Here is a 22,101-nt window from a genome sequence, read left to right as displayed (position 1 = left end):
GCCCCGTGGGGCGCTCAGGCCGCGAGGCGGGCGGTGCACTCCTCGAGCCGGCGCTGCCACGACCGCGCCCGGACGGCCGATGCCGCGTGCCGCGCGAGCAGCTCCGGGTCGACCGCGGGCCGGGTCACGGGGATGCTGCCGGCCTCGGAGCGCAGTGTCTGCTCCGTGAGGTCCCCGGTGAGCAGGGAGGCGGTCGCCAGGCCGCAGGCCGAGGGCAGCTCGGGCAGGGCGGCGGCGAGGGCGATCCCGGCCCCGATGCCGACGCTGGACTCCAGGGCGCTGGAGACGACCACGGGGAGCCCGGCCTCCTGCGCCAGCTGCAGGCAGCGTCGCACCCCGCCGAGCGGCTGCACCTTCATCACCAGCAGGTCCGCGGCGCCGGCGCGGGCCACGCGCAGGGGGTCCTCCGCCCGGCGCACCAGCTCGTCGGCGGCCAGCGGCACGCCGACCCGGCGCCGCAGCGCGGCCATGTCCTCGAGCGAGGCGACGGGCTGCTCGACGTACTCGAGGCCGCCCGCGGCGCGGTCCAGGACGGGGATCGCGGCGAGCGCCTCCGGGAGGGTCCAGGCGGCGTTGGCGTCGATCCGGATCCGGGCGTCGGGGCCGAGCTCCTCGCGGACGGCGGCCAGCCGCTCGGCGTCCGCGTCCAGGCTCGTCCCGGGATCGGCGACCTTGACCTTGGCGGTGCGGGCGCCGAGGGAGGCGGCGATGCGGCGGGCCTGCTCCGGCGCCACCACGGGGATGGTCGCGTTGACGGGGACGCGCCCGCGCCGCGGAGCGGGCCGCTCGTGGAGGGCGTCCTCGAGGGCCGCGCGCAGCCACGCCGAGGACTCGCCGGCGTCGTAGTCGGCGAAGGGGGAGAACTCCGCCCACCCGGCCGGTCCGTGCAGCAGCACTCCCTCGCGCACCGTGATGCGCCGGAACCGCGTGGTCATGGGGATCGACCAGGCCGCCGCCCCGTCGATCCCGAGCGCGCGCAGGGCCGCGGGGACGCGCAGCCGCGAGGCCTCCGGGTCCGGGGCGGGAGCGGGGGCGGCATCGGCCGCAGCGCCGGGGCCGGGGGCTGGGACGGCACCGGGAGCGGGAGCGGGACACGGGGCGGAAGGGTCGCGATCAGGGGCGGGGTCGGTCACGACGCCACCCTACGGCCGGCCCGCCGGCCGCCGCCGGGAGAGGGCACGGAGAGGTCACGACGCCCGGGGACGCCGGCAGGTCCTCCCCGGTGCCGGGGAGGGGACGTAGTCTGGGCGCATGCGCGAGATCCAGCAGTCCATCATCGAGGAGATGGGCGTCAAGCCCGTCATCGACCCGGAGCAGGAGGTCCGCGACCGCGTCGACTTCCTCGTCCAGTACCTGCAGGCCACCGGATGCGGCGGCTTCGTCCTCGGCATCTCCGGCGGCGTCGACTCGACCCTCGCGGGTCGGCTCGCGCAGCTGGCCGTCGAGCGCCTGGCCGCCGAGGGCGTGGACAAGCAGTTCATCGCCGTGCGCCTGCCCTACGCCATCCAGCACGACGAGGCCGACGCCCAGGCCGCCATGGACTTCGTGGCCGCCAAGCGCGAGGTCACCTTCGACATCGCCCCCGCCACCGACGCCCTGGCCGAGCAGTTCCGTGCCGCGACCGGCACCGAGATCCGCGACTTCGACAAGGGCAACGTCAAGGCGCGCATGCGCATGGTCGCCCAGTACGCGCTCGCCGGCGCGCAGAACCTCCTCGTGCTCGGCACGGACCACGCCGCCGAGTCCACCACCGGCTTCTTCACCAAGTTCGGCGACGGCGGGGCGGACGTGCTGCCGCTGTTCGGCCTGGACAAGGGTCAGGTGCGCGCCCTGCTCGAGCACCTCGGCGCCCCCGAGGCCCTGTGGAAGAAAGTCCCCACGGCGGATCTGCTCGACGGCATCCCCGGCCGCACCGACGAGGACGAGCTCGGCATCACCTACGACGACATCGACGCCTACCTCCAGGGCGAGGAGATCGACGAGGAGGTCGCCGCCTCCCTCGAGCGCCGCCACCGCCTCACCCGCCACAAGCGGACCACGCCCGTGACGATCTTCGACACCTGGTGGAAGAGCTGATCCGAGCGCTCCGCGGCGCGGCGATACCCTGAGCCCATGCCCGCAGATCCGCTCCCGCTCCCCGCCCAGGTCTCCGACGTGTTCGACCCCGCCCGCTGGCGGGACATCGGCGAGCAGGAGCTGGGCGGGCCGCCGCTGCACGATGTGACCTACCACCGCGCCGTCGACCGCTCCGACCCCTCCGCCCCGCGCGACCTGCCCTGCGTGCGGATCGCCTTCGACCGGCCCGAGGTGCGCAACGCCTTCCGCCCCGGCACCGTCGACGAGCTGTACCGGGCGCTGGACCACGCCCGCCTGGACACGGGGGTCGGCGTGATCCTGCTGACCGGCAACGGCCCCTCCCCCAAGGACGGCGTGCACGCCTTCTGCTCGGGCGGCGACCAGCGCATCCGCGGCCGCGCCGGCTACGAGTACACCGAGCAGGAGGATTCCGCCGAGGCCCGCTCCGGCAGCGCGGGCCGCCTGCACATCCTCGAGGTGCAGCGCCTGATCCGCACGATGGGCAAGGTCGTCATCGCGGTCGTCAACGGCTGGGCCGCCGGCGGCGGGCACTCGCTGCACGTGGTCGCCGACCTGTCGATCGCCTCCGCCGAGCATGCGCGGTTCAAGCAGACCGATGCGAACGTCGGCTCCTTCGACGGCGGCTACGGCTCCGCCTATCTCGCCAAGCAGGTCGGGCAGAAGCGGGCCCGCGAGATCTTCTTCCTCGCCGAGGAGTACTCCGCCCAGCAGGCCTGCGACTGGGGCGCCGTGAACCGCGTGGTCCCCCACGCCCGCCTGGAGGAGGAGGCGCTGGCGATGGCCGCGACCATCGCCACCAAGTCCCCGCAGGCGATCCGCATGCTGAAGTTCGCCTTCAACCTCGCCGACGACGGGCTGATGGGCCAGCAGGTCTTCGCCGGGGAGGCGACCCGCCTGGCCTACATGACCGACGAGGCCGTCGAGGGGCGCGACGCCTTCCTCGAGCGCCGCGACCCCGACTGGTCCGCCTTCCCGCACCCCCAGGGATGAGCGGCGCCGCGACCCCTGCCGCCTGGCTGCGGCCCGCCCCGTGGGACGGCACCGCGGCATCCCTCGCCGAGCATGTGCGCGCCATCGGCGCCGTGATGGACGGCTCGGCCCGGCTGTGGCTGGGTCCCTTCGCCCCGCCCGCACGGCTGCCGGAAGGCTTCGAGGAGACGGCCCTGGTGGTGCCCACCTCCGGGTCGACCGGCACGGCCAAGGCGGTGGCCCTGAGCCGCCGGGCCCTGCTCGCCTCCCAGGATGCGACCGCCGCGCTGCTCGGCGCGACCGCGGCGCCTCCGGCCGCGGCCGAGGCGCACGGCCACGGCTTCTGGCTGCCGCTGCTGCCGCCCACCCACATCGCGGGCGTGCAGGTGATCGCCCGGGCGCATCGGACCCGACGGCTGCACGGCCTGGACCGGCCCGCCCTGCCGCAGCCGCTGCCGGATCTGTCCGCCGGCTTCGACGCGGAGCTGTTCGCGCGGCTCGCCGCGCCCGCGCTCGCGCAGGCCGAGGAGGCCGGCCTGCCGGCCCTCACCTCGCTGGTGCCCACCCAGCTGGGACGGGTCCTCGCCGACGACCGTGCCACCGCGCTGCTGTCCCGCTTCGCCGCGGTGCTGGTCGGCGGCGCCGCGACCGCCCCGTCCCTGCTCGCCGCCGCCCGGGAGGCCGGGGTGGCGGTGCGCACCACCTACGGCTCCTCCGAGACGGCCGGGGGCTGCGTGTACGACGGCGTGCCGCTGCCGGGGGTCGAGCTCTCCCTCGCCGACGACGGCACCGGCCGCCTCCGGATCCGGGGGCCGATGCTGGCCCTGGGCTACCTGCGCCCGGACGGCACGGGCGACGGGGCCGGCGTCCTCCACGAGGACGCCCCTGCCCGCCCGGCGGCTCCCGAGGAGTCCGCCGCGTCCGCGGAGCCCCTGCCGGCGCGCCGCGTGCTCACCACGAGCGACCTCGCCCGCCTCGACGGCAGCCGCCTGCGCATCCTGGGGCGGGCCGACGACGTCATCATCACCGGGGGCCGCAAGGTGCTGCCGCAGGACGTCGAGTCCGTCGTGCTCCGCGACCCCGAGCTCGCGCCGCTCGTGCGCGCGGTGGTCGTGGTGGGCGTGGAGGATCCCGAATGGGGGCAGCGACTGGAGGCGCTCGTCGTCCCCGCGGGCGCCGAGGGCGATCCGGCCGCCCTGCCCGCCCGGATCCGCGCCGTGCTGCGCGGGGGTCCGCTGCCCGCCCATGCCGTGCCCAAGACGGTGCACCTGGTCCCGGAGCTCCCGCTGCGGGGCATCGGTAAGATCGACCGGGCCGCCGCCCGCGAGATCGCGCAGGCGTCCTCGCGGTCCTGAACCGCTTCCCCTCCATCGAAAGGTCTGCCGTGGCCACCCTCCAGCAGTGGGTGCAGGGCGCCCGTCCCCGCACCCTGCCCGCCGCCCTCTCCCCCGTCGCCGCCGGTACCGGGGCCTCGATCTGGGTGACCGGGCTGTACTGGGAGCACGTGATCCCTCGCGCCCTGCTGGCGCTGGGCGTGGCCGTGGCGCTGCAGATCGGCGTGAACTACGCCAACGACTACTCCGACGGGATCCGCGGCACGGACGACGACCGGGTGGGCCCGTTCCGCCTGGTCGGCTCCGGGGCCGCGGAGCCGGCCGCGGTGAAGCGGGCGGCGCTGCTCTCCCTCGCCGTCGGGGCCGTGCTCGGGCTGGTGCTCGTGGCGATCTCCGGCATCTGGTGGACGCTGGTCCTGGGGGCCGCGGCGATCGCCGCCGCCTGGTTCTACACCGGCGGGAAGCGGCCCTACGGGTACCTCGGCCTCGGCGAGGTGTTCGTGTTCGTGTTCTTCGGCCTGGTGGCCGTCGCCGGCACCGTCTACGCGATCACCGGCGCGGTGAGCTGGGTGGCGGTCCTGGTGGCCTGCGCGATCGGTCTGCTGGCCGTCGCGATCATGCTCACCAACAACCTCCGCGACATCCCCACCGACCGCGGATCCGGGAAGCGGACCCTCGCGGTGCGCCTCGGGGACCGCGGCACCCGGATCCTGTTCGCCGGGGTCACGCTCATGCCCTTCGTCCTGATGATCCCGGTGATGGTCGCGGTCCCGTGGACGGCGCTGGTGCTGCTCGCGCTGCCCCTGGCGATCCTGCCGGCCCGCGTGGTGCTGCGCGGCGCCGCCGGACGGGCCCTCATCCCCGTGCTCGGCGCGACCGGGCGCCTCGAGCTGGTGTTCTCAGTCCTGCTTCTGCTGGGGTTCGTCCTCTGAGCCGTCCGGGTCCCCGGTCGAGTCCAGCAGGGCGTCCTCCTCGGCGGCGTCCTCGTCCGGCGCCTCCCCGGAGCGGCGCTCCCGGCGGGCCTCATCGGCCGCCTTCCAGCGCTGGGCGGCGCCCTCGCGCGGACCGCGCAGCAGCAGGATCGACAGCAGCATCGCGATCAGCGCGGCCAGCGCGCCGGCGAGCAGATAGTGCATCCCCGCGTAGATGAGCGCGACCCACACGAGCAGGAAGATGCCCAGGCGCAGCACCGAGTAGAGCAGGACGTCTCGCATCGGGCCAGGGTAGCGGTGCCGCCTGGGACGCGCCCAGCACGCTCCCCGGCCCGGAGGGCACAATCGCCCCCATGAGTCTCGTGCCCTCGCAGCTGTCCGCCCGCGCCGTCGACGCGGTCCGTGCCCTGGCGGGCCGGGACGCCGAGGGCGAGGATCTCGACGAGATGCTCAAGCAGATCCAGCGCACCTTCGTCACCTTCCGCCTCGAGTACAAGTTCGGGCTGGACGAGATCACCACGAAGGTCGGGATCCTGCGCGAGCAGTTCGACCTGACCTACGACCACTCCCCCATCGAGCACGTCAAGACGCGACTGAAGTCGGTGGACTCGATGATCGAGAAGACCGTCCGCAAGAACTGCGAGCCGACGCTCGAGGCGATCCGCGCGAACATCCTCGACATCGCGGGGATGCGTGTGACCTGCCCGTACGTCGAGGACGTGTATCTCGTGGCCGATGCCCTGCGCCGGCAGGGCGATCTCACCCTGCTGCAGGTCAAGGACTACATCGCCGAGCCCAAGCCCAACGGCTACCGCTCGCTGCACCTCGTCGTCGAGGTGCCGGTGTTCCTGGCCGACCGCACCGTCCAGGTCCCGGTGGAGATCCAGATCCGCACCATCGCGATGGACTTCTGGGCCAGCGCCGAGCACGAGCTGCGCTACAAGTTCGCCGGGGACGTGCCGCCGGAGCTCTCGCGCACCATGAGCGAGATCGCCGGCACCGCCCGCAGCCTCGACGAGCAGATGACGGCGCTGCGCGCGGAGCTCGCCCCGCCCTCGCCGCGGCCGGGCCCCGACCAGGAGGACCGCTCCCGCGATCGCTGAGCGGACCGGGACCTCCCGCCGTCACCGACCGGTCCTGCGGCGCCTACACTCGAAGCATGCCCCGCGCGATCCTCGCCCTCGTCTCCATCGCCCTGTCGATCTTCGCCCTCGCGGACTGCATCCAGACGACGGACGATCGCGTGCGCGGCATCCCGAAATGGGCGTGGATCGTGCTGATCGTCATCATCCCGTGGATCGGTCCGATCACCTGGCTGCTGGTCGGCACGGACCGGTCCGGACCGGCCGGGGCGGGGCGTCCCGGCCGTCCGCGCCGCGAGGGGCCGATGGCCCCCGACGACGACCCGGAGTTCCTGCGCAGCCTGGACGAGCAGATCCGCCGGGAGCGCCGCGAGCGCGAGAAGGGCTCAGGAGCGGGCGAGGACGGCGACGGCGGGAGCACGCCGTCCGGCGAGGACGGCGAACCGCGCAGCACCTCCTGACCGCCGGCGGCGCGCCCGTCGGCGTCCTGCAGCGGCCCCGGGGACGGCGCCGGTCACAGACCCGAGCAGCCGGTCACGGAGTCGAGCAGCCGGTCACAGACCCGAGTACGAGTGCAGACCGTTGATGACCGTGTTGACGACGGTGTAGTTGAAGATGACGCAGACGAAGCCGGCCAGGGCGAACCAGGCGGCCTTGTTGCCGCGGAAGCCGCGGGTCGCCCGGGCGTGCAGGTAGCAGGCGTAGACGACCCAGGTGATGAAGGTCCACACCTCCTTGGGATCCCAGTTCCAGAAGCGGCCCCACGCCTGGTTGGCCCAGATCGCGCCGAAGATCAGGGTGAAGGTCCAGCCGACGAAGGCGACCGCGTGGATGCGGTAGCTGAGGGCCTCGAGGGGCTTGGCCCCGGGCAGCCGGTCCAGCACCGAGCCGACACGGCCCCAGACCGGGGCACCGGCGCCCGCGTCCTGGCCCTCGGCCTGCGCGGCCGGGGCATCGGACGCCCCCGCGGCCCCCAGCCCGGCGCGCGCCGCCTCGTAGCGGGACTGGATCAGCTGCAGCACGGCGACGAGCGCGCCGAGGCCGAACAGGCCGCTGGACAGCACCGCGATGATCACGTGGATGACCAGCCAGTGGGAGTTCTGCAGGCTCGGGGTGAGGGTGGCGGCCGGGACGATCCAGAAGGTCTGTGCGACGAGCATGACGATCAGGACCGGCAGGATCACGAAGGTACCCAGCAGGCGCAGGTCCCCGCGGCGGATCGAGAAGATGAGGAACATGAGCACGACGACCGCGGCGCCGCTCATGGAGAACTCGTACATGTTCGCCCACGGCACGCGCTGGGTGACGACCCCGCGCAGCACGATGCCGGCCAGGTGCAGCAGCACCGCGACGCCCGTCATGCCGTAGGCGAAGGTCAGCGCGCTCATCGTGCGCGGCGCCGGGGCGCCGCCCCCGTCCCCTGCTCCGGCCGACGGGAAGACCCCGCCGCCGGCCTCCGGGACCGCTGCCGACGCGGCCCCGACCAGCTGCTTCTGCGCGAGGCGCTGATCGCTGCGGCGCTGCGAGGCGGCCGCGAGATCCGCGGAGAATCCGATGAGACCGAGGATGTACACCACGATCGCGACGACGATCAGGAGGTTGGACACCTCCGCGAGCTGCTCGTTCACGATTTCCTGCTCCTTGACGTGGGCGCCGGCGGCGCGGGGGCGGCGAGGCGTGCGGCGAGTTCGCGCACGTCCTCATCCAGTCGGGGGTCCTCGCTGCGTGCGAGGCCGGCCACCTCCAGGATCGCACCATCGGCGTCCGGTCTCACCCGCACCCACACACGGCGGCGCGGCACGAACAGCGACAGGATCAGCCCGCCGGCGGCGGACAGCGCCATCACCAGCGTGAACTTCTGGAAGGGGTCGTGCTTGATGTCGAAGGCCGCGTAGCGGCGCACGCCGTCGAAGGACAGCGTCGAGCCGTCCTCGAGGGCGTACTCCTGGCCCGGGTACAGGCGGATCAGCACGGGGCTGCCGTCCTCGCCCGTCACGGGCTCGAGGCTGGAGACGTCGATCTGGTAGGCGTTCTGCGGGACCCCGGCATCCAGCCCGAGGTCGCCGGTGTACACCGTCAGCGCGAGCTGCGGGTCGATCAGGGCGGGGAACTGGGAATGGGGCCCGGACTCGTCGATCTCCCCGGTGGGCAGGAAGAACCCGACCACGGCCATCTGCTCGGGCTGGGCGTCGGGCGCCTTGAGGACGAGCTGGCTGGTGTAGCCCATGTCGCCCATCGGGATCGTGATCAGCGGCCCTTCGGCGACCACGGCGCCCTCGGCGTCGCGCAGCGTGATCTCCGGGGCGTAGCCGTTGCCCAGCAGGTACAGGCTCGCGCCGGGGACCTCGAGCGGCTGGTTCACCCGCACGGTCTGCTCCGCGGTGCCCGTGTCCGGCGTGGTCACGGTCATGTCGGCCTCGAACAGGGTGGGCTGGCCGAACTGGTGCTCGTTGGTGCTGGTGGAGTACTCGGCGCGGAACTCGTCCAGGGTGAAGCGGAACTCGGGCAGGTGCGAGGCATCGAACCAGGGCCCCGGGTCGAAGGAGTCGTACTGGGTGAGGGAGTTGGAGAACCCCTCCCCCTCGACCACGGTGATCTGCCCGCGGTACTGGGTCAGGTGCCCGCCCGCCACGCCGATCAGGACGCCCAGCAGCGCGATGTGGAAGATCAGGTTGCCGGTCTCGCGCAGGTAGCCGCGCTCCGAGCTCACCGACCGCGCGCGCTTCTCCTCCTGCACGACGGTCCGGTAGCGGCGCCCGCGCAGATCCGCCCGGGCGCGCTCGACGAGCTCGTCGGCATCGACCCCGGGCAGCTGCACCCGGGTATGGCCGACGAAGCGGCCCAGCTTCGCCGGGGTGCGCGGCGGCGCGGCGCGCAGGTGGCGCAGGTGGACCAGGGCCCGCGGGATCACGCATCCGATGAGCGAGATGAACAGCAGCAGGTAGATCGCGCTGAACCACGGCGAGGAGTACACGTCGAACAGGCCCAGGGTGTCCAGGATCTCGGCGAGCTTGCCGTTCTCGGCCAGGTAGGCCTCGGTCTCGCCGGGGTTGACGTTGCGCTGGGGGTACAGCGACCCGGGCACGGCGGCGATCGCGAGCAGCATGAGCAGCACCAGGGCCGTCTGCATGCTCGTGAGCTGCCGCCACAGGAACAGCGCCGTGCCGCGCAGGCCGAGCTTCGGCATCGCCGGCGGGGCGTCGCGGCCCGAGGTGAAGTCCTCTGCCGCTCCGGCCCGGCCGGGACCCGGGGTCCTCGCCCGGGCGGTCTGCTCGCCGCCGTCCGGGCCGCGCTCCGCGGCCGCGTCCTGGTCCTCGCTCTGCGTTCCCACCGTCGTCCCGTCCTCCTGCGCGTCCATCACACCACCGGCTCGAACCCGGCGATGGCGACCTGCAGGGTCGACATCCATGTGCTCCACTGCCCCGTCAGCAGCAGCACCCCGATCGCGATCAGCAGGGCGGCGCTGACCAGGCCGATGGACCGGCGGTGGCGCGCCAGGGCGCGGCTGGCGCCGAGCGCCCGCTGGAACAGCAGGGCGAACAGCACGAAGGGGATCCCCAGGCCCAGCGAGTACGCCAGCGCCAGCACGGCGCCGCGCAGCGCGGAGCCGCCGTCGAGGCTGAGGGCGACCACGGCCGCGTAGGTCGGGCCGATGCACGGCGTCCAGGACAGCCCGAAGACGATGCCCATCAGCGGCGCGCCCCACAGCCCCGCATCGGGCCGGCGGGAGATCCGCTTCTGCGCGGTGAGGGAGGGGAAGACGCCGAGGAAGACCAGTCCCATGAGGATCACCAGCACGCCGCTGACGCGGTTGACCCACACCTGGTGGGCCTGCAGCAGGTGGCCCAGGGCCCCGACGAAGCCGCCGAGGGCCATGAACACCGCCGCGAACCCGGCGACGAACAGGAGGCTGCCCAGGAGCATGCGGGAGGGGTCGGGGCGCGCCGTGGCGCTCGGCCCGGCGACGGCGCCGACCTTCCCGGACCCGCCGGAGCCGGCGACGCCCTGGGTGCCCAGGCCCGAGACGTAGCCCAGGTAGCCGGGGACGACGGGCAGCACGCAGGGCGAGAGGAAGGCGACCAGGCCCGCGGCGGCGGCCACGGCGATCGCCAGCCACAGCGATCCGCCGAGGACCGTCGCCCCGAAGGCCTCTCCGATGGTGTCCAGCCTCATTCGGCCAGGACCGTGTCGATCATGGTGCGCAGCACCGAGGGGTCCGCGGCTCCGGAGATGCGGGCCGCCACGCGGCCCTCGACGTCGATCACGAGGGTCGAGGGCACGGCGTTGGGGGCCACGGAGCCGCGCAGCGCGTACAGGATCGTCGCGTCGAGGTCCGGGAGGGAGGGGTAGGGGATCTGGTACTTCTCCTCGAAGGCCTGCGCGGGCCCGGCCTCGTCGCGCACGTTCACGCCGAGGAAGCGCACGCCCTGGTCGGCGTACTCCTCGGCGATGGCCTTGAGGTCGGGCGCCTCGGCGCGGCACGGAGGGCAGGAGGCGTACCAGACGTTCAGCACGAGCACCTCGCCGCGGGCGTCGACGCTGGAGAACGCCTCGCCGTCGTAGGTGGTGCCGGAGAACTCCAGGGGCTCGCCGCGCTCGTCGGCGGGGATCTCCGCGGTCACGCCGTCCCCGGCGACGTAGCCGGAGTCGTAGCGGCCGGAGGTGTCGGTGCCGCAGGCGGCCAGCAGCAGGGCCCCGCCGGCGGCGCCCGCCGCGGACAGCGCGGTGCGGCGGGTGATCGCGGGGCTGCCGGAGCGCGCGAGGCGCAGGCTGCGGGAGGGGCGCGCGCTCATGCGAGCTTCCCGCCGGTGGCGTCGACGGCCCCGTCCAGCAGCGCGGCCGCGGGCTCGGCGTAGCTCACCTCGGACAGGTGCGGGCCGACGAAGTGCAGGCTGGTCACGGAGCACAGGCTGCACTCGCGGCGGCCCGGGTGGTGCCACAGCGGCCTGCCCTCGGCGCTGCGGCGGATCAGCCAGATCGGCAGCTGGTGCAGGACGAGCACGGCCTCGCGCCCCTCGGCGCGGTCCCGGGCGTCGTGGATGCTCTCCATCACCCGGGCGACCTGGTCGCGGAAGGGCTCGCCCCAGGAAGGGCGGAAGGGGTTGGCGAAGTGGCGCCAGTTGCGGGGGTCCTGGAACCGCGCCGCGCCGTGGCCCATGCGGTGTCCCTCGAAGACGTTGCCGGACTCGATGAGGCGCTGGTCGGCCTCGACGGGGAGATCATGGGCGGCGGCGATGGGGGCGGCCGTCTGCTGCGCCCGCAGCAGCGGGGAGGCGCGCACGAGGGCGACGTCCGCCGGAGCGAGGTGCTCCCCCACGCGCTGCGCCATCTGCTGGCCGCGATCGGACAGGCGGTACCCGGGGAGCCGTCCGTACAGGACCTTCTCCGGGTTGTGCACCTCGCCGTGGCGGACCAGGTGGACGGTCGTCGTGCTCATGCGCCTGTGCTCCTCATCGGCAGGGCTCCTCGACTGCTTCGGGGCCGGCTCACGGTACCAAGCGGAGCTAGGAATTCTCTGGCGGGGTGCCGAGCCTCACGGGAGCCCCCTCCGGAAGGGTCTTGGCGAAGATCCGGCCCAGCTCGAGGAGGTCCTCGCGGCCGATGACGTCGACCAGGTGCGCGCGCACGGACGCGACGTGCACCGGGGCGGCGCTGCGCAGCAGATCCATGCCCGCGTCGGTCAGCCGCGCCTCCCGCCCGCGGCCGTCGGCCACGCAGCGCACCCGCTCGACGATGCCGCGCTTCTCGAGCCGCGCGACCGTGTGGGTGAGGCGGCTGCGGGAGTGGACGACCTGGTCGGCGAGGTCGGACATGCGGATGCGGCGCTCGGGCGCCTCGGACAGCCGGACGAGGATCTCGTACTCGCCCATCGTCAGGTCGATCCGCGGGTCCTGCTCGAGGGCGTCCCCGAGCCGCTCCCACAGGAGGTTGACGCCGTACAGGAAGCCGCGCCAGGCGACCTGCTCCTCGGCGCTGAGCCACCGGGGCTCCTGCTGCTCGCGCGCGCCCTGGCCGTCGGGGGCACCCTGCCCCTCGGCCGCGCCATGTCCTACCATCGCGTCTGTGGTCGCCATCACATCCCACCCTTCATCCCGGACCGACCGTTGCATCGGGCCGATTTATAGTTTAGCTTTCAAGCAACGGCTTGGCGAGTCCGCTGGGCCACCCGATCCGCACCATCATCGAAGGAGCATCCCATGACTGCATTCGACGGACTCACCCCCGGCACCTGGACCCTGGACCCCGCCCACACCGCGGCGGGCTTCACCGTGCGCCACGCCGGCATCTCCAAGGCCCGCGGCCAGTTCGGCGAGGTCGAGGGCACCCTCGTCGTCGGCGAGGGCGCCTCCGAGCTGCGCTTCGAGGCCGTGCTGAAGGTCGCCTCGATCACCACCGGCAACCCCGATCGCGACAACCACCTGCGCTCGGCCGACTTCTTCGACGCCGAGACCTTCCCCGAGATCCGCTTCGTCTCCACCGAGGTCCGCGGCGACTCGCTGGTGGGCGACCTGACCATCCGCGACGTGACCAAGTCCGTGACCCTGGACTTCTCCTACGAGGGCACCGCGACCGATCCCTTCGGCACCTACCGCGCGGGCTTCACCGGCGAGACCAAGATCTCCCGCAAGGAGTTCGGCCTGACCTGGAACGCCGCCCTCGAGGCCGGCGGAGTGCTGGTCTCCGACGAGGTGCGCATCTCCATCGAGTCCGAGTTCGTGGCGCCGACGGCCGCCTGAGTCCTCGCCGACCGCGCGCCCGACGGCGCGAGAAGGCCCCGGGAGCACATGCTCCCGGGGCCTTCTCGCGTCCGCGCGCCCCGCTCGCGCCGGCCGGACGCGGGTACCCTGCCGAGGTGAGCACCCCGACCCCTCCCCCTGCCCGGACCGACGCCCGCGTGCTGTACCTGACGCGCGCAGGATGCCACCTGTGCGAGGTCGCCCTGCCGCGGGTCCAGCAGGAGGCCCGCCGCGCCGGCACCACGGTCGAGGTCCGCGACATCGACGCGGAGGGCGAGCTCACGGCGGACTGGAACGATCATGTGCCGGTCGTCGTCGTCGACGGAGCCGTGCACGCGCGCTACGAGGTCGACGCCGCCGCGCTGCGCGCGGCGCTGGCCCCGCGCCCCTTCTGGAGGCGCTGGCTGGGGCGCTGAGGGCCTGCGGCGCCGCGGCCCGCCCCGGATGCACGAGGCCCCCGGTCGGCGGTGCCGTCCCGGGGGCTCGAGGTCACTTCTTGTTGCGACGCTGGTGGCGCGTCTTGCGAAGCAGCTTGCGGTGCTTCTTCTTCGCCATGCGCTTGCGACGCTTCTTGATGACAGAACCCATCGATGCCTCAGTTCTGCAGGCACGGTGCCTGCCTATGGTGCTGATCGGACGCACGCTGCCGAAGCCCGTGCCACAGTCGACCGCTCATTCTACACGGGCCGTGCTGTGCCTCTACCGGCGGGTGCCGCATGCCACGTCGAGGTCCGCACCCGTCGCGGAGGCCCGCGAGAGCAGGTCGTCCACCGGGTCGACGACGAGCTCCTGGGCGGTGGCGCGGACCCGGGCGCGCAGCACCCGGCGCGCCCTGCCCCGGTGCCAGGCGCCGACAGCGGCGGCGATCCCGGAGCCGGCCACCGCCAGCAGGATCCCCACGGCCACGCCCAGCACGATCATCGCCGTGGGCAGCGGGATCGGGATCCAGAGGTCCTCGATCATCGGCATCGGCGGCGGCGGGATGCCCAGGAAGGCCAGGCCCGCGTTCAGGGCCAGCCATCCCAGACCGATCACCCAGGTCGCCAGGGCGAGCCACTGCAGCACGCCGAGCACCGGCCACCACCACCCGGTGCTGCGGGCCCGCAGATCGGCGCCGGCGACGACCTGGTCCAGCGCATCGGGCAGATCCTCCTCGTGCGAGCGGGCCGTCCGACGTACGGCGGCCCGCCACGGATCGGTGCCGCCGCGGGAGGAGGCGTCGGCCAGGCGCCGCAGCCCGGCGGAGGCCTGGGCGCGGGCAGCGGCGTCGGCGCGGGGCAGGGACGTCCGGGCGAGCGCCTCGTCCGAGGCGTCCGCACCCCGGCCGCCGGCCCGGCCGCTGCGGGCGCCGGAGGTGCCGCCGCCGGCCCCCGCGCCCTGGCCGATCCGCAGGCGCACCAGCGGATCGGCCCGGAAGCGGCGCATCCAGCGCAGCACGGGCCAGCCCACATGCCCGGCGGCGCGATAGCGGTAGGAGGCGCCGACGGCCCGGGCGACGGGCTCGATGCGCGCGGCCACCGCCAGATCGGCGGCGAGCGCGGCCGCGTCGGCGGGTCGCACCGCGGAGGGCAGGCCTGCCGGGTCCGCGGCCTCGCGCAGACCGAGCGCGGCCTCGCGGACGTCGGCGCGGCGGCGCAGAGTGATCGCCTCGTGCCCGCGCGCGATCTCGACGAGCTGGGCGCGCAGCGTCTCCAGGCCCTCGCCGGTCTGCGCGGAGACGCCCACCACGGGGGCGCGCTCGAGCCCGTCGCGGCGCAGCAGGGAGCCCAGGCTCGCCAGCACCGCGTCCCGCTCCCCCTCCCGCACCAGGTCGATCTGGTTCAGCACCGCGAACGTCACGGCGTCGTGCCCCGCGAAGGGCGCCACGAAGTCGTGGTGGAGGACGTCGTCGGCGTACTTCTGGGGGTCGGTGACCCAGACGATGACGTCCACGAGCCCGGTCATCCGCTCGGCGATCTCGCGGTTGCCGCGCTCGACGGAGTCGAGGTCGGGCAGGTCCAGCAGGATCATGCCTCCGGCCGCGGGATCGCCGTCCGTGAGGGCGCCGCTGCCGTCCAGGACATGGCGGTCGGCGACGCCGAGCCAGTCCAGCAGGGCGTCGGATCCCTCCTCGCCGAGGACCGCGGCGACGGGGACGGCCGTGGTCGGCCGGCGCACCGCGGCCCGCGTGATCTCGCGGCCCACGAGGGCGTTGACCAGGGAGGACTTTCCGGATCCGGTGGCGCCGAAGAACCCGACGACGGTGTGCTCGGCCGAGAGCGCGCGGCGGTCCTCGAGCCGTCCGAGCACCTCGTGGGCGCGGTCCAGCACGGGATCGGGGGCGATCTGCGCGAGGCTGCGGGCGGCGCGCTCGAGGGCGGCGGCGCGCTCGGACAGGCCCACGGCATCGCGGCGGCGGCTCATGCCGGGTCCTCGGGGGTGTCGCGGACCGCCGGCGCGGCATCCGAGGGCGCGGCCTCCGAGAGGGCGGCGTCCGAGGGCGCGGCCTCCGAGGGCGCGGCATCCGAGGGCACGGTCTCCGAAGGGGCGGCGTCCGGCGGCGGCGCGGCGACCTGGGCGGCGAGGGCCGCTAGGGCCCGGGCGTCCTCGTGCAGCTGCTCCGCATCGGTGCCGGCGCCGAAGGTCTCCAGGCGCTCGTGGAACGCCTGCGCACGGGAGGCGACCAGGGCGTCGAGCCGCTCGGCGAGGCGCGCGCGAGCGATCCGGGCCAGGCGGCGCACGGCCTCGTCCCCGAAGATCGTCTCCAGCAGCTTCTGGCCGATCACCGCGGTGGCCGCGCCGGTGCCGATCTCCAGCCCGGTGGGGATGAAGGCGGTCGAGGCGAAGACCACCACCATCAGCGCGACGCCCACGGCGTTCACCCCCAGGGAGAGCACGCGGGCCTTCGTGCGGCGGTCCGCGCCCTCCTCGCGTACCAGGTCGAGCACGTCCCCCTGCCAGGCGCGCACCGCGGCGGAGGCCTCCTTCGCGAACCCCTCCGGCAGCCGGGAGAGGTCCTGGCCCTGCGTGAGCAGCCGCCCGGAGGCGCTGGTGCGCCAGGTCGCCTCGACCTGCTCGGCGGCGCGGCCGGCCTCGTCGACGACGACCTGCACGAGCCCGGTCTCCAGGGCGTTCTCGGCGGCGACGGCGGGGGCCGGCTCGCTGCGCAGCATCCGGGCCAGCCCGTCGCGCATCCGCCCCACGAAGGTCTCGACCCCGCGGAAGAACTCCCCCGTGCCGACCACGTCCTGCCAGCGGGCGAGGACCTCCCCGCGCAGCAGGGAGCCGTCGCCCATGACCTCGTCGATCCGCTCGCGGGCCTGGGCGAAGGAGCTCGCCACGTCCGCGCGCAGCCGCTCGCGCTGCTCCTCCTGCTCCCCGACGCGGCCGGCGACCGCATCGGCCGAGCGCCCCAGCGAGGCGATGGCCCCGGCGAGGGTGCGCCGGGCGATCACGGCGCGCGAGCCCGCGTCCCGCGCGAGCTCGGTGACGAAGCCGCGGATCTCGGCGATCGCCGCCGGCGGGATCATCCCCTCGGGATCCACCGCGGACTCCTCCACGAGGAACAGGCGGGAGTCCTCCAGGCCGTCGCGGGCCAGCAGGCCGCGCAGGTCCTCCGCCAGCTCCTCGGCGACCCCGGGGCGCGGGGGGATCCGGTTCATCACGACGGCGACGGTCACGTCGCGGGAGGAGGCGGTGCGCAGCACCTCCCACGGGACGGCGTCGGCGTAGCGGTTGGCGGTGGTGACGAACAGCCACAGGTCCGCGGCGCGCAGCAGCTGCCGGGCCAGCTCCCGGTTGCCGGCGGCGACCGAGTCGATGTCGGGCGCGTCCAGCAGGGCGAGCCCGCGGCCGATGGCGGTGGTCGCGTGCAGGGACAGGCTCGTCGCGGCGAGGTCGTCGGCGCCGTCCGGGGTCGCGGGGGCGGGCTCGTCGGCGCGGACGCGGGCCAGGCCCGGCAGGATGCGCGAGCCCTCGAACCAGGCGGCGTCCTCCGGATGGTGCAGCAGCACCGGCCGGCGGGTCGTGGGGCGGATCGCCCCGGCGCGGCTGACCGGGCGGCCCACCAGGGCGTTGACGAGGGTCGACTTGCCGGCGCCGGTCGAGCCGCCGATCACCACCAGCAGCGGCGCGTCCAGGGCCTCCAGGCGGGGGCGCACATGATCGGCCAGCTGGGTGAGCGCGGCGGCGACCTCCTCGCGGCCCTCCTGCGCCCCGTCCACGGGGAAGGGCAGGCGCACCCCGCGCAGGTGCTCCGCGAGGGCGTCGAGGGCGGCCGTGTCGGGTTCCGGCCCCGGGGCGTGGATCATGGCGCCATTGTGTCAGGGCCGCGCGCGGGACCGGGGCGAGTCAGTCGAGGTAGGGGTCCAGCCCCCATTCGGGGAAGGCCCCGCGGCGGGCCGCCTGCACGGCCCGGTCCACGGCGTCCTCGGGGTCGTAGCCGGCCGACCACGGCCGCCGGGCCAGCGGCACGCCGTCGCCGAAGTGCTCGCCGCGGCGCAGCTCGGCCATGCCCATCGGCCCCAGCAGCTCGCGGGATCCCTCGAGATACGCGGCCGGCAGCGGATCCTGCGGATCCAGCGGCTCGCCGGTGACCACGGCCAGCAGATGCGCCCAGGAGCGCGGCACCACGTCGATCACCGAGTAGCCGCCCCCGCCCAGGGAGAGCCACCGGCCCTGGGTGTGCTCATCGGCGAGGTCTCGCAGCAGGATCATCGCCTCGCGCTGCGCCTCGAGCGTGACCCGGAGATCCGCGAGCGGATCCACGCGGTGCGTGTCCGCCCCGTGCTGGGTGACCAGCAGCGTCGGGCGGATCGCCGCGACCAGCGGCGGCAGCACCGCCTCGATGGCGCGCAGCCAGCCGCTCGCGTCGGTGCGCGGCGGCAGGGGGACGTTGATGGCGCTGCCCGGGGCGCCGGGACCGCCGGCGTCCTGGACGAAGCCGGTGCCGGGGAAGAGATGCTCCCCGGACTCGTGGACCGAGAGGGTGACCGCCCGCGGCTCGTCCCACAGGGCCAGCTCCACCCCGTCGCCGTGGTGGACGTCGAGGTCGACGTAGAGCACCCGCTCCTCCCCCTGCGCGAGGGCATGGGCGATCGCGACCGCCGCGTCGTTGTACACGCAGAAGCCCGCGGCCCGGGAGGGCTTCGCATGGTGCATGCCGCCGGCGAAGTTCACGGCACGGCGCACCGTGCCGGCGCGGATCGCATCGACCGCGGCGAGGGTGCCGCCGACGATGCGGGCGCTCGCCTCGTGCATCCCCGCGAAGGCGGGCACGTCGTCCCCGCCGATGCCGAAGGCGATCAGCTCGTCGCGGGAGGACAGCTCCTCCGGGCGTGAGGCCCGACGCACCGCCTCGAGGTACTCCGGCTCGTGCACGAGGGCGAGCTGGGCGTCCTCGGCCACCTGCGGGGCGATCAGCTGCACCCCGGGCCGGTCCAGCAGTCCCGCGGTGCGGGCGAGCAGCGCGGTCAGGTGCAGCCGGATCGGCGCCATCGGGTGCATCGGCCCGAAGTCGTAGGCCAGGAGGGAGGGATCCCACACCACGCCCGCGGTCCCGGCGGGGGCCGGCGTCCCCCGCCCCGCGGCGTCGCCGGGTCGGTCGATCGGCTCGAGAGCACTCATGCGGTGAGCCTACCCACGTCGTGCTGCGGACCTCGCCCGCCGCGGCCCGTCCTGGACCTGCCCGCTGCCGGACCGCCGTAGACTTCGCGCGGAGCACGGAGGGAACGAGGGAAGCGAGGGACATGAGCCAGGACGATCCGGTCGTGCCGTCGCGCGCCGTGGTCCTGCGCGCCCTGGACGCCTTCCAGGACCGGGTGCGCCGGATGGTCGGCAGCGCCGCCCGATCCTCCTCCTCGCGCCTGGCCCTGCTCGTGTTCACCGCGATCATCGGCGTGTTCACCGCCCTGCTCTCCCTGCCCATCGCGACGGTCGAGGGCACCCGCACCCCCTTCGTGGACGCGCTGTTCACGGCGGTCTCCGCGACCACCGTGACCGGGCTGGTCACCCTCGACACCGGCACCCACTGGTCCACCTTCGGACTCACGGTGATCATGGTGTCGATGAAGGTCGGCGGGCTCGGCGTGCTGACCCTCGCCTCCCTGCTGGGGCTGTCCGTGATGCGGCAGATGGGCCTGGCCCAGCGCGTCATCACCGCCTCCGAGACCAAGGCCGAGAAGCTCGCCGAGGTCGGCAGCGTGCTGCGGACCATCGTGATCACCTCGACGTCCTTCGAGCTGCTGACCTTCCTGGCGCTGGCGCCGTTCATGCTCGCCACGGACCACCCGGTGGGCGAGTCGATCTTCCTGGGCATGTTCTACGCCATCAGCGCCTTCAACAACGGCGGCTTCGTGCCGGAGGCCGCCGGCACCGCCCAGTACGTCGCCGACCCGTCCTTCGGGATCCCGGTGGCCCTGGCCGTGTTCGTCGGCTCCCTGGGATTCCCCGTGATCCTGGTGCTGGTGGCGCGGTGGCGCACCCCGCGGCGCTGGTCCCTGCACGCCAAGCTGACCCTGTCGACCTCGGGCATCCTGTTCGGCGCCGGCTTCCTGGGCTACCTGGTGATGGAGTGGTCCAACCCCGCGACGCTGGGCCCGCACGACGTGGGCACGAAGATCCTCGCCTCGGTCTTCGCCGCGGTGATGCCGAGATCCGGCGGGCTGTCCACGATCGACATCGGCGCCCTGAACGACGACACGCTCCTGTTCACGGACCTGCTGATGTTCATCGGCGGCGGCTCCGGATCCACCGGCGGCGGCATCAAGGTGACCACCTTCGCCCTGCTGATCCTCGCGCTGGTGGCGGAGGCCCGCGGCGACCGCGACGTCGAGGTGTTCGGCCGCAGCATCCCGCAGGAGACCATCCGCCAGGCCATCGGCGTGCTGTTCATGAGCGCCGCGGTGGTGTTCGTGGCCACCTTCGTCATGCTGCGCCTGACCAGCTTCGAGCTGGACGAGGTGCTCTTCGAGTCCCTCTCGGCGTTCGGCACCGTCGGGCTGTCCATGGGCATCACCGCCGACCTCCCGACCTCGGCGAAGTACGTGCTCATCGTGTGCATGTACGTCGGCCGCATCGGGCCGATGTCCCTCGGCGCGGCCCTCGCGCTGCGCTCCCGGGCACGCCGCGTGCGCCTGCCCGAGGAGAGGCCGATCGTCGGCTGATCCCCTCGCCGGGCCCCGGGGCGGCGCCCGCGGCCGCCGTCCCGGCGCTGCGACGTCCCGGCGCGGTGTACGGTTCCCTGCGAGAGAGAGCCGGTCCGGCGCCCCGCAGGATGCCGGACCGGGACGCCGAACCAGGAGGAGGACGCGTGGGAGATCGCAGCGTCGGACGCAGCGGAGTGCTCGTGATCGGCCTGGGCCGCTTCGGAGCGGCCCTCGCCGAGACCCTCGAGAAGCTCGGCACGGACGTGCTGGCCATGGACACCCGCCGCGACCTCGTCCAGGAGTTCTCCGGCCGCCTCACCCACGTGGTCGAGGCCGATGCCACCCAGATGGACGCCCTGCTGCAGGTGGGCGCGGCGGACTTCGCCGTCGCCGTGGTCGGCGTGGGCTCCTCCCTCGAGGACAGCGTGCTCATCACCGCGAACCTCGTGGACCTCGGCAAGCCGGTGATCTGGGCGAAGGCCATCAGCACCGCGCACGGCAAGATCCTCGAGCGCATCGGCGCCCACCACGTCGTCTTCCCGGAGGCCGATGCCGGCCAGCGGGTCGCGCACCTGGTCAACGGGCGACTGATCGACTACATCGAGTTCGACGACGGCTTCGCGATCGTGAAGATGCACCCGCCGCGCGAGACCCAGGGCTACACCCTCGAGGAGTCCGACATCCGGGCGAAGTACGGGGTGACCGTGGTGGGCGTGAAGTCGCCGGGCCGCGACTTCACCTACGCGACCCCCAAGACGATGGTCACGCCCCACGACCTGCTCATCGTCTCGGGGCACACCGAGCTCATCGAGCGGTTCTCCAACCGGCCCTGAGCCGGTCGCCCGGGATCGCTCAGGGCAGGTCGACGACCTGTCCGGCCCAGCTGAACCCGCCGCCGAAGCCCAGCAGCAGCGCGGTGTCGCCCGAGCGCACGCGCCCCTCGGCGCGCAGCTTGGCCAGGGCCAGCGGGATGGTCGCGGCCGAGGTGTTGCCGGAGACGATCACGTCGTCGGCGACCACGGCGTCCTCGCGAAGGCCCAGCGCGGCGGCCAGCGGCTCGATCATCCGCAGGTTGGCCTGGTGCGGGACGAACGCGTCGATGTCCGACATCTCGAGACCGGCGGCGGCGACGACCTTCTTCGCGATCTGGGGCGCCTGGCGCAGCCCCCAGCCGAGGACCTTGCGCCCGTCCTGGGAGAAGTTCCCGCTGGGCGGGGAGATGCGCACCGCATCGGCGAGATCCGGCTCGGTCCCCCACAGCACGGGAGAGAGCCCGGCGGACTCCGCGGGGCGCAGCACCGCGGCGCCCGCCCCGTCCCCCACCAGGATGCAGGTGGTGCGGTCGGTGTAGTCGGTGACGCCGGAGAGCTTCTCCGCCCCGATCACGAGGCTGGTGGTGGAGCTGCCGCAGCGGATCGACTGGTCGGCCACCGCCAGGGCGTGCTCGAAGCCGGAGCAGGCGGCGTTGACCTCGAAGGCGACGGGGCCGGCCATGCCGAGGGCCTCGGCCACGCGGCCGGCGGCGCTGGGCGAGCGCTCCTCGTTCGAGCAGGTCGCCACGATCACCTGGGTGACCTCGCGCGGGTCGATGCCGGCATCGGCCAGGGCGTTGCGGCCCGCCGCGATCGCCATGCTGGCGACGGTGTCCGCCTCCCCCGCGATGCGGCGGGTGACGATGCCGGTGCGCTGACGGATCCAGGCGTCGCTGGTCTCGACCATCGCCTCGAGCTCCTCGTTGGTGAGGACGCGCTCGGGCTGGTGGAAGCCGGTGCCGACGATGCGGCTGCCGGGCTGGTCGCGGAAGGTCATGGGTCTCGGGCTCTCGC

General features: G+C 74.1%; 23 protein-coding genes. 10 read left to right on the top strand and 13 right to left on the bottom strand.

What is annotated here, in order from left to right:
* Positions 1 to 14: 14 nt before the first annotated feature.
* Positions 15 to 998: an o-succinylbenzoate synthase gene (locus BF93_RS05995; RefSeq protein WP_038371469.1), complete on the bottom strand. Its 984-nt coding sequence runs from the start codon at positions 996 to 998 to the stop codon at positions 15 to 17.
* A gap of 253 nt (positions 999 to 1,251) precedes the next feature.
* Here BF93_RS05995 and nadE point away from each other — a divergent pair, with 253 nt between their 5' ends.
* The 4 genes from nadE to BF93_RS05975 are packed head-to-tail and all read left to right on the top strand — an operon-like array spanning position 1,252 to position 5,332.
* A complete protein-coding gene (nadE, locus tag BF93_RS05990; RefSeq protein WP_038371292.1) occupies positions 1,252 to 2,076 on the top strand; it encodes an ammonia-dependent NAD(+) synthetase in 825 nt (274 codons plus the stop codon).
* Between the two features lie 36 nt (positions 2,077 to 2,112).
* Positions 2,113 to 3,087, top strand: a complete 975-nt coding sequence (locus BF93_RS05985) for a 1,4-dihydroxy-2-naphthoyl-CoA synthase (RefSeq protein WP_038371290.1) — start codon at positions 2,113 to 2,115, stop codon at positions 3,085 to 3,087.
* A complete protein-coding gene (locus BF93_RS05980; protein WP_038371288.1) occupies positions 3,084 to 4,421 on the top strand; it encodes an AMP-binding protein in 1,338 nt (445 codons plus the stop codon). Before BF93_RS05985 ends, BF93_RS05980 begins: the two co-directional genes overlap by 4 nt.
* Positions 4,422 to 4,450: 29 nt before the next feature.
* Positions 4,451 to 5,332 carry a 1,4-dihydroxy-2-naphthoate polyprenyltransferase gene (locus BF93_RS05975; RefSeq protein ID WP_038371286.1) on the top strand — a complete coding sequence of 294 codons (882 nt, stop codon included), beginning with the start codon at positions 4,451 to 4,453 and terminating at the stop codon, positions 5,330 to 5,332.
* Here the strand turns inward: BF93_RS05975 and BF93_RS05970 are convergent.
* Positions 5,300 to 5,614, bottom strand: coding sequence for a DUF4229 domain-containing protein (locus BF93_RS05970; RefSeq protein WP_051486602.1), 315 nt, complete (start codon positions 5,612 to 5,614; stop codon positions 5,300 to 5,302). The two genes, BF93_RS05975 and BF93_RS05970, sit on opposite strands and share 33 nt — an antisense overlap.
* Before the next feature lie 71 nt (positions 5,615 to 5,685).
* On the opposite strand from BF93_RS05970, the gene BF93_RS05965 reads away from it, so the two are divergent.
* Both BF93_RS05965 and BF93_RS05960 read left to right on the top strand, forming a co-directional pair.
* Positions 5,686 to 6,435 carry a GTP pyrophosphokinase gene (locus BF93_RS05965; RefSeq protein WP_051486601.1) on the top strand — a complete coding sequence of 250 codons (750 nt, stop codon included), beginning with the start codon at positions 5,686 to 5,688 and terminating at the stop codon, positions 6,433 to 6,435.
* Between the two features lie 56 nt (positions 6,436 to 6,491).
* Positions 6,492 to 6,875: a PLD nuclease N-terminal domain-containing protein gene (locus BF93_RS05960; RefSeq protein ID WP_038371284.1), complete on the top strand. Its 384-nt coding sequence runs from the start codon at positions 6,492 to 6,494 to the stop codon at positions 6,873 to 6,875.
* Positions 6,876 to 6,968: 93 nt separating this feature from the next.
* Here the strand turns inward: BF93_RS05960 and ccsB are convergent, their stop codons facing one another.
* From ccsB to BF93_RS05930, 6 genes are all read right to left on the bottom strand, one after another.
* Positions 6,969 to 8,045, bottom strand: a complete 1,077-nt coding sequence (gene ccsB / locus BF93_RS05955; RefSeq protein ID WP_038371283.1) for a c-type cytochrome biogenesis protein CcsB — start codon at positions 8,043 to 8,045, stop codon at positions 6,969 to 6,971.
* Complete coding sequence (gene resB, locus BF93_RS05950; RefSeq protein ID WP_332248907.1) at positions 8,039 to 9,745, bottom strand: cytochrome c biogenesis protein ResB; 1,707 nt, start codon at positions 9,743 to 9,745, stop codon at positions 8,039 to 8,041. Before resB ends, ccsB begins: the two co-directional genes overlap by 7 nt.
* Before the next feature lie 26 nt (positions 9,746 to 9,771).
* The gene (locus tag BF93_RS05945) at positions 9,772 to 10,587 is read right to left on the bottom strand and encodes a cytochrome c biogenesis CcdA family protein (RefSeq protein ID WP_198025365.1); all 816 of its coding nucleotides are present in this window, start codon (positions 10,585 to 10,587) and stop codon (positions 9,772 to 9,774) included.
* A complete protein-coding gene (locus BF93_RS05940; protein WP_051486600.1) occupies positions 10,584 to 11,207 on the bottom strand; it encodes a TlpA family protein disulfide reductase in 624 nt (207 codons plus the stop codon). The genes BF93_RS05945 and BF93_RS05940 overlap by 4 nt, the downstream gene beginning before the upstream one ends.
* The gene (locus BF93_RS05935; RefSeq protein ID WP_038371282.1) at positions 11,204 to 11,851 is read right to left on the bottom strand and encodes a histidine phosphatase family protein; all 648 of its coding nucleotides are present in this window, start codon (positions 11,849 to 11,851) and stop codon (positions 11,204 to 11,206) included. Before BF93_RS05935 ends, BF93_RS05940 begins: the two co-directional genes overlap by 4 nt.
* A gap of 67 nt (positions 11,852 to 11,918) precedes the next feature.
* Positions 11,919 to 12,488, bottom strand: coding sequence for a MarR family winged helix-turn-helix transcriptional regulator (locus tag BF93_RS05930; RefSeq protein ID WP_232226214.1), 570 nt, complete (start codon positions 12,486 to 12,488; stop codon positions 11,919 to 11,921).
* 123 nt (positions 12,489 to 12,611) lie between these two features.
* On the opposite strand from BF93_RS05930, the gene BF93_RS05925 reads away from it, so the two are divergent.
* Both BF93_RS05925 and BF93_RS05920 read left to right on the top strand, forming a co-directional pair.
* Positions 12,612 to 13,151, top strand: a complete 540-nt coding sequence (locus BF93_RS05925) for a YceI family protein (RefSeq protein WP_038371281.1) — start codon at positions 12,612 to 12,614, stop codon at positions 13,149 to 13,151.
* Between the two features lie 116 nt (positions 13,152 to 13,267).
* Complete coding sequence (locus BF93_RS05920) at positions 13,268 to 13,567, top strand: glutaredoxin family protein (protein ID WP_038371280.1); 300 nt, start codon at positions 13,268 to 13,270, stop codon at positions 13,565 to 13,567.
* Between the two features lie 73 nt (positions 13,568 to 13,640).
* On the opposite strand, the gene BF93_RS19275 is transcribed toward BF93_RS05920, so the two are convergent.
* From BF93_RS19275 to BF93_RS05905, 4 genes are all read right to left on the bottom strand, one after another.
* A complete protein-coding gene (locus BF93_RS19275; protein ID WP_003792170.1) occupies positions 13,641 to 13,739 on the bottom strand; it encodes a 30S ribosomal protein bS22 in 99 nt (32 codons plus the stop codon).
* Between the two features lie 111 nt (positions 13,740 to 13,850).
* Positions 13,851 to 15,554, bottom strand: a complete 1,704-nt coding sequence (locus BF93_RS05915; protein WP_038371279.1) for a GTPase — start codon at positions 15,552 to 15,554, stop codon at positions 13,851 to 13,853.
* Complete coding sequence (locus BF93_RS05910; RefSeq protein ID WP_156954056.1) at positions 15,551 to 17,440, bottom strand: dynamin family protein; 1,890 nt, start codon at positions 17,438 to 17,440, stop codon at positions 15,551 to 15,553. The genes BF93_RS05915 and BF93_RS05910 overlap by 4 nt, the downstream gene beginning before the upstream one ends.
* A 40-nt stretch (positions 17,441 to 17,480) precedes the next feature.
* The gene (locus tag BF93_RS05905) at positions 17,481 to 18,755 is read right to left on the bottom strand and encodes an acetoin utilization protein AcuC (protein ID WP_084148309.1); all 1,275 of its coding nucleotides are present in this window, start codon (positions 18,753 to 18,755) and stop codon (positions 17,481 to 17,483) included.
* Between the two features lie 203 nt (positions 18,756 to 18,958).
* Here BF93_RS05905 and BF93_RS05900 point away from each other — a divergent pair, with 203 nt between their 5' ends.
* Complete coding sequence (locus BF93_RS05900) at positions 18,959 to 20,293, top strand: TrkH family potassium uptake protein (RefSeq protein ID WP_051486617.1); 1,335 nt, start codon at positions 18,959 to 18,961, stop codon at positions 20,291 to 20,293.
* A 110-nt stretch (positions 20,294 to 20,403) separates the two neighbouring features.
* Entirely contained in the window at positions 20,404 to 21,108 is a 705-nt protein-coding gene (locus tag BF93_RS05895; protein WP_051486599.1) for a potassium channel family protein, read from the top strand.
* Between the two features lie 19 nt (positions 21,109 to 21,127).
* On the opposite strand, the gene BF93_RS05890 is transcribed toward BF93_RS05895, so the two are convergent.
* Positions 21,128 to 22,084, bottom strand: coding sequence for a beta-ketoacyl-ACP synthase III (locus BF93_RS05890; RefSeq protein WP_038371277.1), 957 nt, complete (start codon positions 22,082 to 22,084; stop codon positions 21,128 to 21,130).
* Positions 22,085 to 22,101 lie beyond the last annotated feature (17 nt).

Source organism: Brachybacterium phenoliresistens, assembly GCF_000576425.1.
Taxonomy (GTDB): domain Bacteria; phylum Actinomycetota; class Actinomycetes; order Actinomycetales; family Dermabacteraceae; genus Brachybacterium; species Brachybacterium phenoliresistens.
This window is presented reverse-complemented; position numbering and strand designations above follow the sequence as displayed.

Coding starts and splice junctions, on each gene's coding strand:
- nadE (WP_038371292.1), top strand. CDS start 1,252: ATGCGCGAGATCCAGCAGTCCATCATCGAGGAGATGGGCGTCAAGCCC.
- BF93_RS05985 (WP_038371290.1), top strand. CDS start 2,113: ATGCCCGCAGATCCGCTCCCGCTCCCCGCCCAGGTCTCCGACGTGTTC.
- BF93_RS05980 (WP_038371288.1), top strand. CDS start 3,084: ATGAGCGGCGCCGCGACCCCTGCCGCCTGGCTGCGGCCCGCCCCGTGG.
- BF93_RS05970 (WP_051486602.1), bottom strand. CDS start 5,614: ATGCGAGACGTCCTGCTCTACTCGGTGCTGCGCCTGGGCATCTTCCTG.
- BF93_RS05965 (WP_051486601.1), top strand. CDS start 5,686: ATGAGTCTCGTGCCCTCGCAGCTGTCCGCCCGCGCCGTCGACGCGGTC.
- BF93_RS05960 (WP_038371284.1), top strand. CDS start 6,492: ATGCCCCGCGCGATCCTCGCCCTCGTCTCCATCGCCCTGTCGATCTTC.
- BF93_RS05945 (WP_198025365.1), bottom strand. CDS start 10,587: ATGAGGCTGGACACCATCGGAGAGGCCTTCGGGGCGACGGTCCTCGGC.
- BF93_RS05940 (WP_051486600.1), bottom strand. CDS start 11,207: ATGAGCGCGCGCCCCTCCCGCAGCCTGCGCCTCGCGCGCTCCGGCAGC.
- BF93_RS05935 (WP_038371282.1), bottom strand. CDS start 11,851: ATGAGCACGACGACCGTCCACCTGGTCCGCCACGGCGAGGTGCACAAC.
- BF93_RS05930 (WP_232226214.1), bottom strand. CDS start 12,488: ATGGCGACCACAGACGCGATGGTAGGACATGGCGCGGCCGAGGGGCAG.
- BF93_RS05925 (WP_038371281.1), top strand. CDS start 12,612: ATGACTGCATTCGACGGACTCACCCCCGGCACCTGGACCCTGGACCCC.
- BF93_RS19275 (WP_003792170.1), bottom strand. CDS start 13,739: ATGGGTTCTGTCATCAAGAAGCGTCGCAAGCGCATGGCGAAGAAGAAG.
- BF93_RS05915 (WP_038371279.1), bottom strand. CDS start 15,554: ATGAGCCGCCGCCGCGATGCCGTGGGCCTGTCCGAGCGCGCCGCCGCC.
- BF93_RS05910 (WP_156954056.1), bottom strand. CDS start 17,440: ATGATCCACGCCCCGGGGCCGGAACCCGACACGGCCGCCCTCGACGCC.
- BF93_RS05905 (WP_084148309.1), bottom strand. CDS start 18,755: ATGAGTGCTCTCGAGCCGATCGACCGACCCGGCGACGCCGCGGGGCGG.
- BF93_RS05900 (WP_051486617.1), top strand. CDS start 18,959: ATGGTCGGCAGCGCCGCCCGATCCTCCTCCTCGCGCCTGGCCCTGCTC.
- BF93_RS05895 (WP_051486599.1), top strand. CDS start 20,404: ATGCCGGACCGGGACGCCGAACCAGGAGGAGGACGCGTGGGAGATCGC.
- BF93_RS05890 (WP_038371277.1), bottom strand. CDS start 22,084: ATGACCTTCCGCGACCAGCCCGGCAGCCGCATCGTCGGCACCGGCTTC.